This is a genomic window from Helicobacter mehlei, assembly GCF_003660265.1.
GTDB lineage: Bacteria > Campylobacterota > Campylobacteria > Campylobacterales > Helicobacteraceae > Helicobacter > Helicobacter mehlei.
Genome location: NZ_QXQP01000018.1, coordinates 1 through 15,965 on the forward strand (window position 1 = coordinate 1; position 15,965 = coordinate 15,965).

The 15,965-nt window shown below is 45.1% G+C and carries 13 protein-coding genes, 5 tRNA genes and 1 pseudogene; 17 read left to right on the forward strand and 2 right to left on the reverse strand.

The features are described 5' to 3' along the window. Positions 1–197, reverse strand: a pseudogene (locus tag EAO36_RS06290) (hypothetical protein); the annotation flags it as partial. 185 nt (positions 198–382) lie between these two features. On the opposite strand from EAO36_RS06290, the gene EAO36_RS06295 reads away from it, so the two are divergent. From EAO36_RS06295 to EAO36_RS06345, 11 genes are all read left to right on the forward strand, one after another. After that, positions 383–2,140, forward strand: a complete 1,758-nt coding sequence (locus EAO36_RS06295) for a M3 family oligoendopeptidase (protein ID WP_120948660.1) — start codon at positions 383–385, stop codon at positions 2,138–2,140. After that, entirely contained in the window at positions 2,140–2,613 is a 474-nt protein-coding gene (locus EAO36_RS06300) for a hypothetical protein (RefSeq protein ID WP_120948657.1), read from the forward strand. The genes EAO36_RS06295 and EAO36_RS06300 overlap by 1 nt, the downstream gene beginning before the upstream one ends. Then, a complete protein-coding gene (locus EAO36_RS06305; protein WP_120948656.1) occupies positions 2,610–4,145 on the forward strand; it encodes a DUF5644 domain-containing protein in 1,536 nt (511 codons plus the stop codon). Before EAO36_RS06300 ends, EAO36_RS06305 begins: the two co-directional genes overlap by 4 nt. A gap of 8 nt (positions 4,146–4,153) precedes the next feature. After that, positions 4,154–4,462, forward strand: coding sequence for a hypothetical protein (locus EAO36_RS06310; protein ID WP_120948655.1), 309 nt, complete (start codon positions 4,154–4,156; stop codon positions 4,460–4,462). A 15-nt stretch (positions 4,463–4,477) separates the two neighbouring features. Beyond that, positions 4,478–5,263, forward strand: a complete 786-nt coding sequence (locus EAO36_RS06315; RefSeq protein WP_120948654.1) for a TerB family tellurite resistance protein — start codon at positions 4,478–4,480, stop codon at positions 5,261–5,263. Positions 5,264–5,328: 65 nt separating this feature from the next. Beyond that, the gene (locus tag EAO36_RS06320; protein WP_120948653.1) at positions 5,329–7,698 is read left to right on the forward strand and encodes a VirB4 family type IV secretion/conjugal transfer ATPase; all 2,370 of its coding nucleotides are present in this window, start codon (positions 5,329–5,331) and stop codon (positions 7,696–7,698) included. A gap of 324 nt (positions 7,699–8,022) precedes the next feature. Then, positions 8,023–8,098, forward strand: a tRNA-Lys gene (locus EAO36_RS06325). Positions 8,099–8,100: 2 nt separating this feature from the next. Next, positions 8,101–8,175 (forward strand) — tRNA-Glu (locus EAO36_RS06330). A gap of 3 nt (positions 8,176–8,178) precedes the next feature. Continuing rightward, a tRNA-Val gene (locus EAO36_RS06335) sits at positions 8,179–8,254 on the forward strand. A gap of 2 nt (positions 8,255–8,256) precedes the next feature. Then, a tRNA-Asp gene (locus EAO36_RS06340) sits at positions 8,257–8,333 on the forward strand. Between the two features lie 25 nt (positions 8,334–8,358). Then, a tRNA-Glu gene (locus tag EAO36_RS06345) sits at positions 8,359–8,434 on the forward strand. Here EAO36_RS06345 and EAO36_RS06350 read toward each other — a convergent pair. Next, on the reverse strand, positions 8,435–9,115 hold the full coding sequence (locus EAO36_RS06350; RefSeq protein WP_235852298.1) for a cell surface protein: 681 nt from the start codon (positions 9,113–9,115) through the stop codon (positions 8,435–8,437). 108 nt (positions 9,116–9,223) lie between these two features. Between EAO36_RS06350 and der the strand changes: the two genes are divergently transcribed. The 6 genes from der to EAO36_RS06380 all read left to right on the forward strand — a co-directional run bounded on the left by der (position 9,224) and on the right by EAO36_RS06380 (position 15,925). Next, positions 9,224–10,534: a ribosome biogenesis GTPase Der gene (gene der, locus EAO36_RS06355; RefSeq protein ID WP_120955860.1), complete on the forward strand. Its 1,311-nt coding sequence runs from the start codon at positions 9,224–9,226 to the stop codon at positions 10,532–10,534. Beyond that, the gene (locus EAO36_RS06360; protein WP_120948651.1) at positions 10,531–12,285 is read left to right on the forward strand and encodes an ATP-binding protein; all 1,755 of its coding nucleotides are present in this window, start codon (positions 10,531–10,533) and stop codon (positions 12,283–12,285) included. The genes der and EAO36_RS06360 overlap by 4 nt, the downstream gene beginning before the upstream one ends. Before the next feature lie 28 nt (positions 12,286–12,313). Beyond that, a complete protein-coding gene (gene dnaN / locus EAO36_RS06365; RefSeq protein ID WP_185963013.1) occupies positions 12,314–13,453 on the forward strand; it encodes a DNA polymerase III subunit beta in 1,140 nt (379 codons plus the stop codon). Between the two features lie 93 nt (positions 13,454–13,546). Then, a complete protein-coding gene (locus tag EAO36_RS06370; RefSeq protein WP_120948649.1) occupies positions 13,547–14,125 on the forward strand; it encodes a TerD family protein in 579 nt (192 codons plus the stop codon). Between the two features lie 8 nt (positions 14,126–14,133). Then, positions 14,134–14,736, forward strand: a complete 603-nt coding sequence (locus EAO36_RS06375) for a TerD family protein (RefSeq protein ID WP_120948648.1) — start codon at positions 14,134–14,136, stop codon at positions 14,734–14,736. A 4-nt stretch (positions 14,737–14,740) separates the two neighbouring features. After that, positions 14,741–15,925: an HD domain-containing protein gene (locus EAO36_RS06380; RefSeq protein ID WP_120948647.1), complete on the forward strand. Its 1,185-nt coding sequence runs from the start codon at positions 14,741–14,743 to the stop codon at positions 15,923–15,925. The last annotated feature ends 40 nt before the right edge of the window (positions 15,926–15,965 follow it).

A 15,965-nucleotide genomic window follows, 5' to 3' on the forward strand; every position in this document is an offset into this window, starting at 1 on the left:
GGTTTGGGAGCGGGTTCTTTGGGTTTAGGGGGCTTGGGGAGGGGGTGTTCTTTGGGTTTTTCTAGCTCTTTTTTTTCTTCTATATGTTTGCTGGCTGGAGGTTTCTTGGAGCTATCGGTATTCTCATAAACGCTACATGCCCCAAATAACACCATATTAGAAAACATGCCCAACAAAATAACCTGTCTTGCTTTCATCTTGCGTCCTTTGGTCTTAAATATTAGGGGGATTATAACACGTCTTTAAGTAGAGTTTGCCATTGCAAGTGGTAAAATCCTTAGATTATGTTAGCAACACCTCTAAAATCCATGCTAAAATAGCCCCCAAATTCAATCACCATAAGGAGTACCCCGTGAGCCATGTTAAAACCCAAACCAAAGAAATGGACAAAACCTTAAAAAACCAAGATTTAGAACACCACTGGGATTTGAGCGCATTATTCAAAGACCAAGAAGCCTTGGATAAGCACTTGAAAGAGTGGGATAAAAAAGTCAAGACCTTTGAGCAAAAACACGCCCAAAGTTTTGCTAAGCTAGAACCCGGCGCCTTTAAAAAGGTGCTAGAAGATTATGAAAACTTGAGTGAAGGGATTTCGCGCGCAATGGTCTATGTCTTTTTGATCTTTGCTAGCGATTCCAAACGCAGTGATCTTTATTCCAAATACCAGCTCATCTGTGCGGATATGGCACAACATCTCCTGTTTGTTGAAAATGAGTTTTGCGCCCTAGAGGACACACAACAAGAGGCGATTATTAGCGCAACCCCCAAATACGCCTACTTCCTGCGCTTGCTCTTGCGCCAAAAGCCCCACATGTTGAGCCTGCCTGAAGAGAAAGTTTTATTAGCCACTTCTAGCGTGGGCGTGGATGCTTTTTCTAAGCTTTTCGATCAAGTCATCACTTCGCTAAAAATCCCCTTTGAAAACAAAATGATCGGCGAGGAGGAAATTTTAGCCGAATTGCACAATCCCAACCGCAAGTTGCGCAAAAAAGCCCAGAAAGCCCTAACCAAGTCTTTGAAAAAAAATAGCTTGGTGCTCACCTATGTGCTTAACATGGTGCGCAAAGATTTGCATATTGATACCAAATTACGCCACTATGATAAGCCCGAAACCTTTAGGCACTTGGGTAACCAAATCTCCCAAGAGAGCGTGGATAGCATGCTAGAGATTGTGAATGCCAATTATAGCTTGGTACATCGTTACTACAAAAGCAAGGCTAAGATTTTGGGCTACAAGCTCAAAGATTACGATCGCTATGCCCCCATCAATGACAAAGAAACCCCCATTAGCTACAAAGAAGCCTTAGACCTTGTTTTGAAGGCTTACAAAGACTTTTCACCTAAATTTTATGAGATTGTCAAAAAAGGCATTGATGGGGGTTGGGTCGATTCGCACCCCAGACCGGATAAAAGAGGTGGGGCGTTCAGCGATAGTACCGTGCCCAGCGCACACCCCTATGTTTTGCTCAACTTTACGGGCAACCGGCGTTCAGCTTTCACCATCGCCCATGAGTTTGGGCACATGATCCACCAAGAACTCAGCAAACAAGTGGGTTATCTGAACACCAATACCCCGCTGACAACCTCTGAAACCGCTTCGGTATTTGGGGAGATGTTGCTCTTTGAGAGTCTCAAAAAAGACTTGGACAAAAAAGAATTGCGGGGCATTTATGCGGGCAAATTGGAGGATATTTTCTCCACCATGTTTAGGCAAGTGGTGATGACCAATTTTGAACGCCGTATCCATGCTACCGAGGAAGAACTCAAGGTCAAAGACTTTGATCAGATTTGGCAAGAGGAAAACGCCAAAATGTTTGGCAAAAGCGTGAAACTCAGCAAGAATTACGCCCGTTGGTGGAGTTATATTCCCCACTTTATCCATTCGCCCTTTTATTGTTACTCCTATAGTTACGGGCAATTACTCGTCTTGGCACTCTTTGGACTCTACCGCCAAAAGAGTACCCCCAAAGACAAACAGGCCTTTGTAGAGACCTACACCACCTTTTTAAGCAAGGGTGGGAGTCAAAGCCCAGAGGAACTGGTGGGGATGTTTGGGTTTGACATCGGGCATCAGGAGTTTTGGCAAATTGGCATGGGCGAGGTGGAAAAAATGCTAGAGGAATTTGAAAGGTTGCTTTAATGGATTTGTTGCAAAAATACAATACCATGACAGACCAACACTGCCGGGATTGCCTGTATTTTTTGCACCACAACCGCGTTAATTTTAGCATCTTTTGCGATCTCTCTAAGGTGCGCTTTGAACCCCTCTTGCCCCAAGACCTTTTAGAGAGTTTTGGGGCGTTTGTGCTCTTTGTGCTGGCAGGCTACACCTTTGAAAGCCTGAAAATCTATAGAGAAACCCCAGAAATTAGTTTTGAGGCGGGTTTGGGAGACAATATCGAAACCACGGTCAAGATCGCACTCAGTGGGATTGTGCAAATCATCATCAAGGATAAGAACGACTCGAATGTGGTGTTGTTTAACCGATGCGACCCCTCCATGCTCTTTACAGATAACACCACCGAGCAACTCCAAAGCTCCAAAGATGCCTTCCTCTCCGATCCTAGAAACCAGCAAGCGATTCAGTCCTTGCAAGATAAAGGTCCTAAATGAGTATTTTAAAATTGCAGATACGGGTGTTCCGCTTTGATGCCAAAAACCAGTATAACCCTAGCTACCCGCTCTGCATCGTAGAATATCTCCCTGATTGGCGTTTAAAAGATGTGCTCGAACACATCCCCTTCCCCGATTTTGGCTATGATGCAACCCATTTGGGGCTTAAGATCAACCAAGTTGCCATTTTTGAGAATCTCCCCATCTCTGAGTTAGTAGAACGCTTCTCTGTTGAGTGGGTGTTAGAGCCTTTAGCGGCTGAATATGCCCTTAAAGACCTCCTCATGGATGAAACTGCCATTCTAAGCCAATACCAGTCTTTCTTGCAAAGCGCGCCCTTTTTGACTGCAAGCGAGCAGAGCGAGTTGGCTAAATACACCAATATTAATTTCATCACACCCAAAAAGCAAGCGGGCTACTATGGGGATGGCTTTTTCTTGTATGTTAGATGGCTGATGAATCGCTACCCCACCCGCGCTAGGGATTTCTTGCAAAGCATCGCCCATGACAAGTATGGCGTGATGCACTTTGTGAGCCTCAAAAACTATCTCTACCCCCCCAGTGATCGCCTTGATGAAGCCATCTATGATCTGCAAAAAATGCTAACCCATGGCTCAGCCTGCCCCATTGCCAACAACACATGGGCGCATGTGGGCAAGAATTTAGCCTTAAAATACGCCTTTCCACCCAAACAAACCCCCCCTAGTACCCAAGTTGCTTTTTTGATCTTTAATGGGTATGAAAAACTCTTTAATAGTGCCCCCCTCTTGCAGAGTACGCGCGCTCTATTAAGCCGTTTGAAAGTGGAATTTGTGGAGCTTACTTGCTGTTTTGATGGGGGGTATTGGGGGCGTTTTGGGGATTTAGAAAAGTTTTTGGGCGCGCAGGGCTACAATTTAGCCCTAGCCCACCAGATCGGTGCAACACTTTTATTTTGCGATGAAGATTCCTATGCCAATGCCCTTTATGCTAAAAAAATTCTCGATGAAAGCCCTGAATGGCAAGAGAAAATCCAAAAAATCCTAGCTCCCCATGGTTTGCAATACCACCCAGAAGCACAAATGGCCTATCTCAACGACCTTTTGAGTACAGATTTTTTAGACCTAGAGGGTTTTGCAAGCCACTCCATTTTTACCGGGTTTAGCACGGCTCTATTTGGGGGCTACCATTTGGCACAACCCACCCATTACAATGCGCTCTTTGATCGGCTTTCTTTAAAATGCCACACGCCCCTTTTTGCCACCCAGTCCTATGCCCATCTTTTAGAAATTGATACGCCTCTAGCCCTCAAGCAATCTGCCAGTATCCGCTATGAGGCCATCGATCTAGGCGTGGATTTTTTGCTCACTACCTCTCTTAGCCAATTCCACATGCTCGACACTTTGGCACAAAAAGCCTCCAAGCTCTACCAACGCGATCATGACAACACCAGTCTTTTATTCTTGCCCCAATTAGCCTTGTTAGCTTTGGGCGAAACCAACAAGCAGACCCTAGGTTTAGACACACACGCGAACCCCTTTAGTTTTATCTAGGAGTTCCCTTGAAAACAGGATTAAAAATCATCTTTGCAAGCATCATCAGCCTCTCTTGGTATTTGCTCAATGGAGAGGATTCGGGTGAATTGTCCTTGATGATTTTTTTCTTCCTAGCCTTTATTTTGCTCATCAAACCCATTTCTTTCCAATCCCCAGAAAAGCGGGAAGACTATATCCAGCAACTCAAAAGAAGCTATGAACGCCAAATGGATTTGAAAAATAAACAGAAAGAGGAGAAGCGACGCTTGATCCAAGCCACAACGGAGAGAAGTTACCGCAAAACGCACCAAAAACAAGATGATGCCAATTTATGATAAGAGGATGATTGTATGGAAGTGATTTTAATTGTGGGTGTAGCGGTGGTGTTGATTTACTTATATTACACCCTGCAGGAGTATTTGAAAAATCCTTTAAAGAGTTTCCCCACCCCTAGCGTAGAGCCTGTGGAGAAAGTCCCCGAGATTTACACCTTGCCCGACCCTCTAGATATTTTGAAATCTAGCGAACAGGGAGTGGTGGTGAGATTGATAGCCCAATTTGGACGCAAGGTCAATGCTAACGCCCTCTCTGATGCCCTATTGGAGATTTTCTTAAAAGATTTAAGCCAAATGGGCACTGAGACTAAAAACTTAGAGGACCTCAAAAAACTTTATGCCAGTGAAGACATGCCAAGCCTAGAGAGTCTTTGCACCCAGTTTTTAGAGCTAGCACATGGCGAATATAAAAAACGCGTGAAGCTGGTGGAATTTTTATTGGTCTTAGCCTATAGCGATGGGATTTTAGGCGAAGCTGAAAGAGAAGCCCTGATCGATGTGGGTGCGTTTTTACGCCTAGAAAATGCGGATTTTAACCAGCTTTATGAGGGTTTTGAGCAACTCTCTCTACAGAGCACTGAACTTAGCCCTCAGGAGGCTTTAGAGATTTTAGGTACGGGTGAAAATCCTAAACTGAGCTTTGAGGATAAGGTCAATCAAAACCATTTGAATATCCTAGACCCCAAAACTTGGAATAAAAGCTACATTCCCGATCGCATGCAAACCCTTTGGCAACTCCAACAAGCTTACAACACTTTGCAAAACACACCTGCCAAAGTTTCTTTAGCCAAGAATAACTAATTTTGCAGATTTTCTATTGTTAGGGTGTGCTTGTTTGAGTCTCCTACACCCTAGATAACTGCCACATGCTAAATGAGTTATGGCAATTTTTACGCGATAAAACCCTAGACCTTTTCTTAGGCGCGCTCCCTAAAGTCTATTCTTTGGCGGAGGAAAATAATATTTTAGGTTTATACGATGCGCATTTTTTGCTCACCAAACAAGAGCAATTAGTGGGGATTTTGCAAATTGAGGGCCTGAGCGCAACGGCAATGCTTGCTAAGGACTTGGAGAGCTATTTTGATCACAAGAAAAACGCCTTAGAACAACTCCAAGGCGTGGTGCTCAGAATCTATACCCAACGCCAAAAAGTGCAACTCCAGCAAAACCAGCAACTTAACAACCACTATGCCCAAACCATCATCAACCACTTTGAAAGCAAGGACATTTATGAAAATACCTATTACCTTATTTTGGAAACCACCACCAACCCCATCAAGGGATTTTTTGAAAAGAAAAAATTAAAACTCACCACTTCCACAGAAAAAAGCCACCCGCAAGAAAGCTACGCCCATAAAGTTTCTCTGCTCACCCAAAACATCGCCCAAATTACCCATGCCCTCAAAGACTTCAAGCCCACCCAACTAAGCTCCACCCAAGCCCTCAATTTTTATGCCCGCTTCATCAATGGGGTGGATTTGCCCCTTAAACCTAGCTTGGGCTTTTTGGAAGATAGCTACATTGCGACCAATCTGCACTTCCACAAAGATTATTACATCCAAGATCACAATGGTACGCTCACTTATAAGCGTATCTTAGGGGTAAAGGCCTATGGGAGCAAAACCATCACATCCATTGCCCTCTCCACCCTCTTGCACCAAGAAAAAGAACTAGAAATTATCTTTTCTATCGAGCCTTTGGGTTTGCCCGAATCCTTAAGCTTTGTGCAAGAAAAAATCCGCTTGAGCTGGAGTGCCCTTGTGCGCGCCGAGTTGCAAAACTACCATGAACTCATCAAAGCCAAACGGCTTTGTTTGCAAAAATGTACCCTGAATATCATCCTTAAAAACTCTAATTTAGACATCCTCAACCAGCAAACCCAAGAGGTTTTAAGCCTACTCTCTAACGAACATTTGATCGCAGTGGTGGAAACTTTGGGGCTCAAACCCGCTTACTTTTCCTTTTTTCCAGGGCGTTTGAATCTCAACCCCCGTTTGCGCCACCAAAGTACCCAAGCCCTAGCGTGCCTCATCGTGTTTGAAAAACCCAATCGGGGGTTTAAAAGCAACTCATGGGGGCCTATGCCATTAAGCGTGTTTAAAAACTTGGATCACTCGCCCTATTTGTTTAACTTCCACAACCAAGAGGTCAGATACCAAGCCCACAGCACACTTAAGGCTAATGGGCACACCATGATCATCGGTGCCACGGGGGCGGGCAAGACAACCTTAATGGGCTTTTTGATGATGAGCGCGCTCAAATACCCCGACCTCAACATCTTAGCCCTCGATCGCGCTTACGGCCTCTTTTCTTACACACATTATTTTGGTGGGACTTACAACTCTGGCGATCAATTTGCTATCAACCCCTTATCCCTGCCCTTTTCCCAACAAAACCAAGACTTTTTGCACGCCTTTTATGCCGCTATGCTTAATGTCCCCTTAAGCTCGCCCCACCAAACCGACATTCAAGAACACAACGCCATTTTAAAGGCCCTCAAAAGCCTCTATGCCACTTTGCCACCCCAAAGTTTTAATCTCCAAGATTTTAAAGAAGCCCTAACCCACACCCCCAAACTCTCTTTAAGTCTAGAGCCCTACTTAAACAATCCCCTTTTTAACGCCCTTGAGGATAGTCTAGAATTTAAAACCCCCATCACAACCATTAACATGGATGCCATCTCGCCCAACCCCAAAGATTTAGGGCTATTGGCTTACTACATTTTTTATAAGATTTTCCACCTAGCCTTGCAACGCAATCAAGGCTTTTTGCTCTTTGTGGATGAATTTAAAAGTTATGCGCAAAATGAAGTCCTCAACGAACACATTAACACTTTGATCACCCAAGCCCGTAAGGCTAATGGCGTGGTGGTGCTCGCCCTGCAGGACATCAACCAACTACACACCATTAAAAACGCCCAAAGTTTTGTCAAAAACATGGGCACTCTTTTATTCTACCCCCAAAAAAACATGGACAGCACCGCTCTAAGTCGGGATTTTGGGATTCAACTCAGCAGTATGGAAAAACATTTCTTAGAAAATACCCCCGTGCATGCACACCAAATCTTAGTCAAAAACATGGGCGATGGGAGTTCTAACATCATCGATATTAGCCTAAACTCTCTGGGTCCTTACTTGCCAATCTTTAGCTCCAACCCCAGCCATGCCCAGTATTTACAAACCCTCATGCAAGATCACCCCCACAACTGGCGCGAGGTGTTATTGCAAGAAAAATAACCATAGCCCCGCGGGGGTGGGGGGTGGGTGCTCGGGGCGGCTTATTTACAAGTACTAGCCACAAGATTACAACTATGGCATAGGCCTACAAGGCTTTAAAAGATGAAAAAGTTACAAAAACGCCTTACACCAATTCACCCAGTATCTGAGAGCCAACAGGATAAGCCAACAGGATAAAAGGGCTCGAAAAGTAGGCACACAGCGATCAAGCAATGCCGTGTGCAAGATATGAGCCAAGTTAGCGTCTCTTTAAAGCAATTGGGCATCTTGGGTCTTGACAAAGCTTTGTAAAAATTGTAATATTACTCTTTCGTGCGTGCAAATGACCCGTTAGCTCAGCAGGTAGAGCAATTCCCTTTTAAGGAATGGGCCGCTGGTTCGAATCCAGCACGGGTCACCAAAGGCTCCTTCATCTAGTGGTTAGGATACCACCCTTTCACGGTGGTTACAGGGGTTCAAATCCCCTAGGAGTCACCACGCGGTCGCTTAGCTCAGTTGGTAGAGCGCCACCCTTACAAGGTGGATGTCATAAGTTCGAGTCTTATAGCGACCACCATTGGAGCGGTAGTTCAGCTGGTTAGAATACCTGCCTGTCACGCAGGGGGTCGCGGGTTCAAGTCCCGTCCGTTCCGCCATCTCCCCAAATTTTGATCTCTAATCGACCCCTTCATCTAGTGGCCAAGGATACCACTCTTTCAAGGTGGAAACGGAAGTTCAAATCTTTCAGGGGTCGCCACTATTTGGGACACTCTAAAAATAGATTAAATACCGCTTTGTTACGCAATTCCCGTTTGAAGTCTAAATTGATCATCACTTCACGACTATGGGTAAAGGTATCAATGAGTTGTTTTCGGATCACGATACGGCAGTTGCTCACATTAAAATAAGGAGGTATGGCCTGGATAGCGATTTCAAAGCGCGTGGGCGTTTTTTGGGTGAGGGTGTAGCGTTGGTAAATTGCATTGATATTAGCCACCTTTTGCTTTTTTTGGCTGTATTTGTAGATGTCGATTTGTCCTTCTATATTGGTGATCTGTGTGGAAGAGTTATTGAGCGCAAAAATTTGGGTTTGCAACTTGGTGGGGAAGACCTCGCCTTGCATGAATTTTTGCAATTTGAAGGAGTAAATCTCTAAAAAAAGCTTGCCATTGCTTTTCTCTACGCCTACATCGCGCCCGCTCAAAGGGTAGTAGTCCTCTTGAGAAAAGACTACCTTGCTAGGTCCCCTAGGCTGGATTTTGATTACCATTGGGCGGGGACGGAGTTGTCGGGCTTCTTGTTTGGGGGGCTCTTGGACTGTGCTTTGGTGTTGGTTTTGGGTGGGGGGGGGCTCTGGTTGGCAACTCGCAAACACCCCTGCCATGAGAGATAGCAGAATACAGGAGGCAACGCGCGGGAGACCAAACATTTTATCCATCAAAAACCCTTCTTAAGTTTTAAAGCTTATAATAGCCAGCATGTCTTAAATTATAGGGATTTTAGCAAAACTTGATGCTTAAACAGATAGATACAATGCGGGGTCTGTATGCTTAAAGTTGCCATTTTAGGCAGACCCAATGTGGGTAAAAGTTCTTTGTTTAATTGCTTGGTTAAAAACCGGAGCGCGATCACCTCAGCCATTGCGGGCACAACACGGGATATTAAAAAACAAATCATAGAGTTGGGGGGGCGCACCATTGAATTATGGGATACTGGAGGGTTTGATGACTCCTATGTCTTTGGAGGTGCTATTAGGACCTTGAACCTAGAAGCCCTCAAAGCATGTGATTTGGTGCTCTATGTGGTTGATGGCAAGGTCTTGCCCCAAGAAGAGGATAAAAGACAATTCCTAGAAATCTGCCAAAGGGCACGTTCGTGTTGGTTGGTAGTGAATAAAATAGACAATCAAGCTACAGAGTTGCTGGGTTATGAGTTTGTTAGTCTAGGCGCACAAGAGATGTTTTTTATCTCGGCTAGCCACAAGCGCGGGTTAGACACCCTGCTAACTGCCCTGCTCAAATTAACCCCCCAAGAGGCAACACAAGAACCCGCAGATGGGGCAGGTGCGATCCAAGTGGGGATCATTGGGCGGGTCAATGTCGGCAAGAGCGCGCTTTTAAATGCACTGGTCAAGCAAGAACGCGCTTTGGTTTCGAGCACTCCGGGCACCACAATAGACCCAGTCGATCAGATCATCACCCATCATGACCAAGCGATCTGCTTTGTGGATACTGCTGGTTTGCGCCAAAGAAGCAAGATTTTAGGGCTAGAAAAATTCGCTCTAGATCGCACCCGTAAAGTGTTGGAGAAATCCCAGATCGCTTTGTTGGTATTAGATGTGAGCGCGCCCTTTGTAGAATTAGATGAAAAAATTGCCTCTTTGGTGGATACCTACCGCTTGGGCGTGGTGGTGGTGTTTAATAAGTGGGATGTCCGCCATGCCCGCTTTGAGGTAATCATGCAAGATTTCAAACGCAAGTTTAAGTTCTTGCACTATGCGCCCACACTCACAGCCAGTGCATTAGAACAACGCCACATCGAAAAGATCAAGGATCAGATTTTACAAGTGCATGCCCATTTTTCAAAGCGTATCCCCACTAGCGCACTCAACCAAATTATCACACAAGCCACCCAAAAACACCCCCTACCCAGCGATCATGGCAAAATCGTGCGCATTTACTACAGCACCCAATTTGCCTCTTGTCCGCCCCAAATTGCTTTGGTGATGAATCGCCCCAAAGCCTTGCACTTTAGCTACAAGCGTTATTTGACCAACACTCTAAGGGAGAAGTTTGGCTTTTTGGGCACGCCCATTGTCTTACACGCTCGGGGCAAAGAGGATAGCTCTTTTTCATGACGCTACCTTATTTTGTGGATTTTATCCAAGTTAAAGATGTCCAGCAAGCACGCATTTTTTATGCGCTCAAATGCCACACCCAAGAGGCGTTGATTTTGCAATACATGGCGCAAGAATACTTAAAAGGGCATGGGGACATAGAGGTGGTAAGCTTGCTAGACATGCTTTTTGCGGCACGCCAAATTGAAGCCCTGCCCTATTTGCAACACATTAAAAATCTCTTGGATTTAGAATGGATTGTGTTAGAGAAGCGATCCAGACGATCGGAAGTGTTGTTGTTAGAGTTGCTAGAAAGCTCCATTGCTTTGAGCACCTCTTTTTTTAAATTGGCTCAAGAGGGGCATAGCGCACAAGGGCTTTTAGACATCACCCCCTATGACGATCATTTGGATTACTTCAACGATTGGTTTTTAAAAATAGAATTGCTCCAAAAGCTCGCTATGCAAACCAATAAACCCCATTCTCCCGCCCGCTTCAAAATCCAAGAACAACTCCAGCTTTTAGAACACAAAATTAGCGCGCGCAACAAACTCACCAAAACCCCCCTCTCAGTCCAAAAATTTCTCCAAAAACACAATCTAAGCCCCAAAGAGGAGATCATCTTTTTTGCTTTGCTCAAAGACGAATATGCTAGGGATTATGGCAAAGAGGACGAACCTTTAAACCACCACCAAATTTTGCTTACCTTGCTAGGTGCCGATGGGAGCACGCGCGCCCAAAATGCCATACTCTTAGCACCCACTAGCCCCTTGATCAAGAAAAAGATCATGGATTTTGAGGAGTTGCTCGATCCTTTTGAACAAGGATTGGTGCGCCAATTTTTCTTACACGAGTCGGTGCTCAGTGCAATCACTTCGCCCAGCCCCCACACAAAGGGCGTACCCACCCTCAAACACATTTTGAAAGATAATGACATCTTTGAAGCCCTAGAGCCTAAAGCAAATTTAGATGAGGTGGTTTTGAGCCAAAAGACCAAAGAAACCCTAGAGGTTTTATTAAAGCAAATTGACCCCCAAATGCAAAAACGGCTTAGAGAATGGGGCATTAAAGAGGACAAGTCGCATAAAGATGTGGAGGCTAAGATTATTTTTTATGGCCCACCGGGCACGGGCAAGACAATGAGTGCGCTCGCCCTAGCCAAGAGTCTTAAAAAAGAGGTTTTGGGCTTTGATTGTTCTAAGATTTTGTCCATGTATGTGGGCGAATCAGAAAAAAATGTACGTAAAATCTTTGATGATTACCACAAGATTGCCAAGCAGTGCAAGAGCGCGCCGATTTTGTTTTTAGATGAAGCCGATCAGTTTTTGAGTACGCGCACGACTGCCAGTAGTGGAGCAGACAAAATGCACAACCAAATGCAAAATATCTTTTTGCACCAGATTGAAAAGTTTGAAGGGGTGCTCATCGCTACCACGAATTTATTAGAAACCCTCGATGTGGCCTTTTCACGCCGTTTTAACCACAAGATCGAATTTAAGCCCCCCACCTTTGAGCAACGCGTACAACTATGGCAAAAATACCTCCCCCGCCACGCCCCTTACGCACCCACCCAAACCCTAGAGAGTCTGGCCCACACCCTAGCGCGCCACTCCCTCACGGGGGGACAAATTGCCCTGATTGTGAAAAACACGGCATGCAAAGTGGCGACTTACCCAAATCCCCTTTTTAGCTTAGAGGATTTTTTAGTTGAGATCAAAAAAGAAAAGCAGGGGAATTTTGATCAGGCCAAGAATATTGGTTTTGGTGTGTGATCACCCATTTTATTTTTAAAGGATTTGTGTGAAGATTGTCATTGAAAAAACGCTTTTGGAGGATGCGCTCAAAAGTTTGATTGCCTTTACCGACAAAAAAGACATGAGCAACATCACCTCCCATGTGCTCATTGAAGCGCAAGGGGAAACTTTGCGTCTAGAAGCCAATGATCTAGAAATGGGCTTGAGTTGGCAACTCACAACGGCCATTGAGGAAGGAGGCAGTGCCACGCTCAATGCTAAGCATTTTTTAGACATCGTGTCTAAACTAGGATCGGGTGAATTGGTTTTACACGCTAAAGAGGGCGAGGATTTTGTGCATTTGAGTTTTAAGCGCTCCAAATTCAAGCTCCCTCTCTTTGATCGCACCCACTTCCCACCCTTCCCCATGCCTGAAAACCTCCCCTCTTTGCACTTTAGCGACACGGCGCTAAGCGATCAGCTCAAAAAATTAAGCAATGTAATCAGTGTCAATGAACCCAAATACGAATTTGGCGGGGCACTCTTGGTCTTTGAAGAACGCTTGGAATTAGTGGCTACAGATACCCGCCGACTCTCTTTGGTGCAAATTGACCCAGACCACATGCCCGCCAAAGAAAATCCTGCCTTGGAATTTATCCTCCCCAAACGCGCTCTCTTAGAAGTAGTGAAGTTATTTTCAAAGGGCGATTTTGACATGTTCTATGAAAAACCCGACCCAGCTGGTTCCTCCAGCAAATCAACCATGCTTTTTTTCAAAAACGAGTCCCTATTGCTCTATACACGCCTCATTGGCGGGAAATACCCCAATTACCAACAGATTATCCCCCAAGAATTTACCCACAAGGTCGAACTCAAAACCCAAGACTTCAAAGATGGGGTCCAAATTGTCCATACCCTCAGCCCCAGTATCCAAATCGCCTTTTACCCCGAACGTGTAGAGTTCAAATCCATGCAAAGTGAGAATGCCAGCCTGAGCACAACCCCCCACAATTTCGCAGAAACCTCTATGGAAACCAGCACACCTCTAGATGGGTTTATCTTGCATGCCCATGCGCGCTACCTTTTAGATGCGCTCAATGCTCTAAGCACCCCCACTTTTGATCTCTTGCTCAATGAGAAAAACGAGCCCTTTATGATCGAAAAGGGGGGATTTCGCACCTTGATCATGCCTATTGTGGTGGATTAGTAACAGATGCCTTGACCTTTGGGGGGCATTGCAAACCAAAAAAATAGACTTTATGCTACAATGGTTGCCTATCTTAAATTATAAGGAACAACGATGTCAGTTAGTCTAGTTAAAGGTGGGCGTGTTTCGCTGAGTAAGGAAAAACCCGGTTTGTCCAAAATTCTTGTTGGTTTGGGCTGGGATGTGAATGCTAGCGATACAGGGGTGGATTTTGACCTAGATGCCTCCGTGTTTTTGACCGATGCTAGCGGTAAGGTCAATGATGATAAAAATTTTGTGTTTTACAATAATTTGACCAGCAAAGATGGTTCTGTTGTGCATACGGGCGATAACCGCACCGGTGAGGGTGAGGGCGATGACGAATCCATTAAAATTGATTTGGCCAAAGTCTCTAGTGATGTGAAAGAAATTAACGTTGTGGTTACTATCCATGAAGCCGATGCGCGCAAACAAAACTTTGGCATGGTCAGGCATGCCTTTGTGCGTGTAGTCGATGAAAGCGATGGTAAGGAAATTGTGCGCTATGATCTAGAAGAAGATTTTTCAGTAGAAACAGCCATTAGTTTTGGGCGTGTCTATAAAGATGGCGAAGAGTGGAAGTTTGCCGCTGTGGGGACGGGCTTTAAGGAAGGTTTAGCTGGCTTTTGTAAGCAATTTGGGGTGAATGTCTAGGAGGATTGATGGCGATTAGTCTAGTCAAAGGGCAAAAGGTTTCTTTGAAAAAAGAAGATGGGAGTTCTTTGAAATCTTTTTGTGTAGGGGCTAACTGGGGGGCAATTAGCAAAAAAGGCTTTTTTGGCAACACCAAGACTGAAGCGGTGGATTTGGATTTGAGCGTAGCCCTCTTTGCGGGTCAAAAATTGGTGGATTGCGTGTATTTTGGCAAGCAAAAGGCAAATGGTATCCAGCATAGTGGGGATGATCGCACCGGCGATGTGGGCGGAGATGATGGGCTGGATAATGAAGTGATCAGCATCGCCCTAGAGAATCTAGACCCCGCTGTGGAACAATTAGTTTTTGTGCTCAACTCCTACACCCACATTAACTTTGATCAAATCCCCTTTGCCAGTATCCGCCTCTATGAGGGCACGCCCGATCGTGTACATACGATCTTTGCAACCTACAATGTTGCCAAAGATAACACCTTTGCGGGCAAAGAGGCGATGATTTTAGGCAAGCTTTACAAACACAATGGGGAGTGGAAGTTTAGTGCCATCGGTGAGCCAACCGCTGATGAGAAATTAGAAACCCTTCTTAGCCAGTCTGTGCCCAAATACCTTTAAAGCGATGGATAACAGCCACAAACCCCACCTCAACGCCAAGTTATTGAGGCGTTTGTTTGTGGCCGCTTCCATTTGCCGTTGGAACGATCAGGCCTGCCCGATTGAATTTAGCGAGCTTGACAAGCAAGCCCATAAAGCCATGGTGGTGGTTTTGCTTGCCAAGCATTCCAAAGAACCCATCAACTACGATCGCCTTATCACCTATTTTTGCTTTGAGTTTTTAAGCCGTGTGGTGCTCACCGACATTAAATCCCCCATTTACCACAAACTTTTAAAAGATCACCGCCAAGCTTTAGCCGACTATGTCCAACAAGAGTTGCAAGAAGAAGTGCAGGGCTATGATCTCTTTTCTAGCATGCACCACTATCTTTGCCACCCACCTCAAGATCGCGAATACCAGTTGCTCAGGGCCGCACACGATTATGTTTCGGTGTGGGAATTTGACATGATCTATTATTTTAACCGCGCCAATCCCAGAGCCCATGGCTTACAAAAAATCAAGGATTCCCTAGATTACACCTTCAAGCAACATGCCTCTTTATTTGCCGATTCTAATTTAGAATGGCTGGCCTCCACCTTGGGGCAGTTGCGCTTCCAAAAGCGCTGGACTCAAACCCCGCGCGTGCCCGCTACCAGTGTGCTGGGGCATACCCTTTGTGTAGCCCTTTGCGCCTTTTTACTCAGTTTTGATCTAAAGGCTTGTGAGAATATGCGAGTCAATCACTTTTTAGGCGGGCTTTTCCATGATTTGCCCGAGATTTTAACCCGGGATATCATCTCCCCTATCAAGCATGGCGTAGCAGGCTTAGATACTTACCTTAAAGAACTAGAAGCCCAAGCAATGGAGGAAATCTACCAACATGTCCCCAGCCTTGAGGCGGATTTACGCTATTTTACCCAACAAGAATTTACTAACCGCTACAAAGACCCCCAAACACAACAAATTATCTTTGTATCCAGTGATGCGGAATTTTGGGAACACCACAATCACGACCATTTAAATAGCGTGTGTGGGAGCTTGATCAAATTTTGCGACCAACTCAACGCCTTCTTAGAAGCCAAAATCTCCATCATCCATGGCATTAGTAGCGAAGTTTTGATCAATGGTGCGCTCAAAATCAAGGGCAAATACGACAAGAGTATTTTAAACGGGATTAATTTGGGCACAATTTTGAATCAATTTGCATGAAATTTTTACTCTTACTATTGCCCTTATTGGTGCAAGGGGC

Bases quoted from the DNA above. Each gene is read 5' to 3' on its own strand.
- EAO36_RS06295 (WP_120948660.1), top strand. From the start codon at position 383: ATGGACAAAACCTTAAAAAACCAAGATTTAGAACACCACTGGGATTTG.
- EAO36_RS06300 (WP_120948657.1), top strand. From the start codon at position 2,140: ATGGATTTGTTGCAAAAATACAATACCATGACAGACCAACACTGCCGG.
- EAO36_RS06305 (WP_120948656.1), top strand. From the start codon at position 2,610: ATGAGTATTTTAAAATTGCAGATACGGGTGTTCCGCTTTGATGCCAAA.
- EAO36_RS06315 (WP_120948654.1), top strand. From the start codon at position 4,478: ATGGAAGTGATTTTAATTGTGGGTGTAGCGGTGGTGTTGATTTACTTA.
- EAO36_RS06320 (WP_120948653.1), top strand. From the start codon at position 5,329: ATGCTAAATGAGTTATGGCAATTTTTACGCGATAAAACCCTAGACCTT.
- EAO36_RS06350 (WP_235852298.1), bottom strand. From the start codon at position 9,115: ATGGATAAAATGTTTGGTCTCCCGCGCGTTGCCTCCTGTATTCTGCTA.
- der (WP_120955860.1), top strand. From the start codon at position 9,224: ATGCTTAAAGTTGCCATTTTAGGCAGACCCAATGTGGGTAAAAGTTCT.
- EAO36_RS06360 (WP_120948651.1), top strand. From the start codon at position 10,531: ATGACGCTACCTTATTTTGTGGATTTTATCCAAGTTAAAGATGTCCAG.
- EAO36_RS06370 (WP_120948649.1), top strand. From the start codon at position 13,547: ATGTCAGTTAGTCTAGTTAAAGGTGGGCGTGTTTCGCTGAGTAAGGAA.
- EAO36_RS06375 (WP_120948648.1), top strand. From the start codon at position 14,134: ATGGCGATTAGTCTAGTCAAAGGGCAAAAGGTTTCTTTGAAAAAAGAA.
- EAO36_RS06380 (WP_120948647.1), top strand. From the start codon at position 14,741: ATGGATAACAGCCACAAACCCCACCTCAACGCCAAGTTATTGAGGCGT.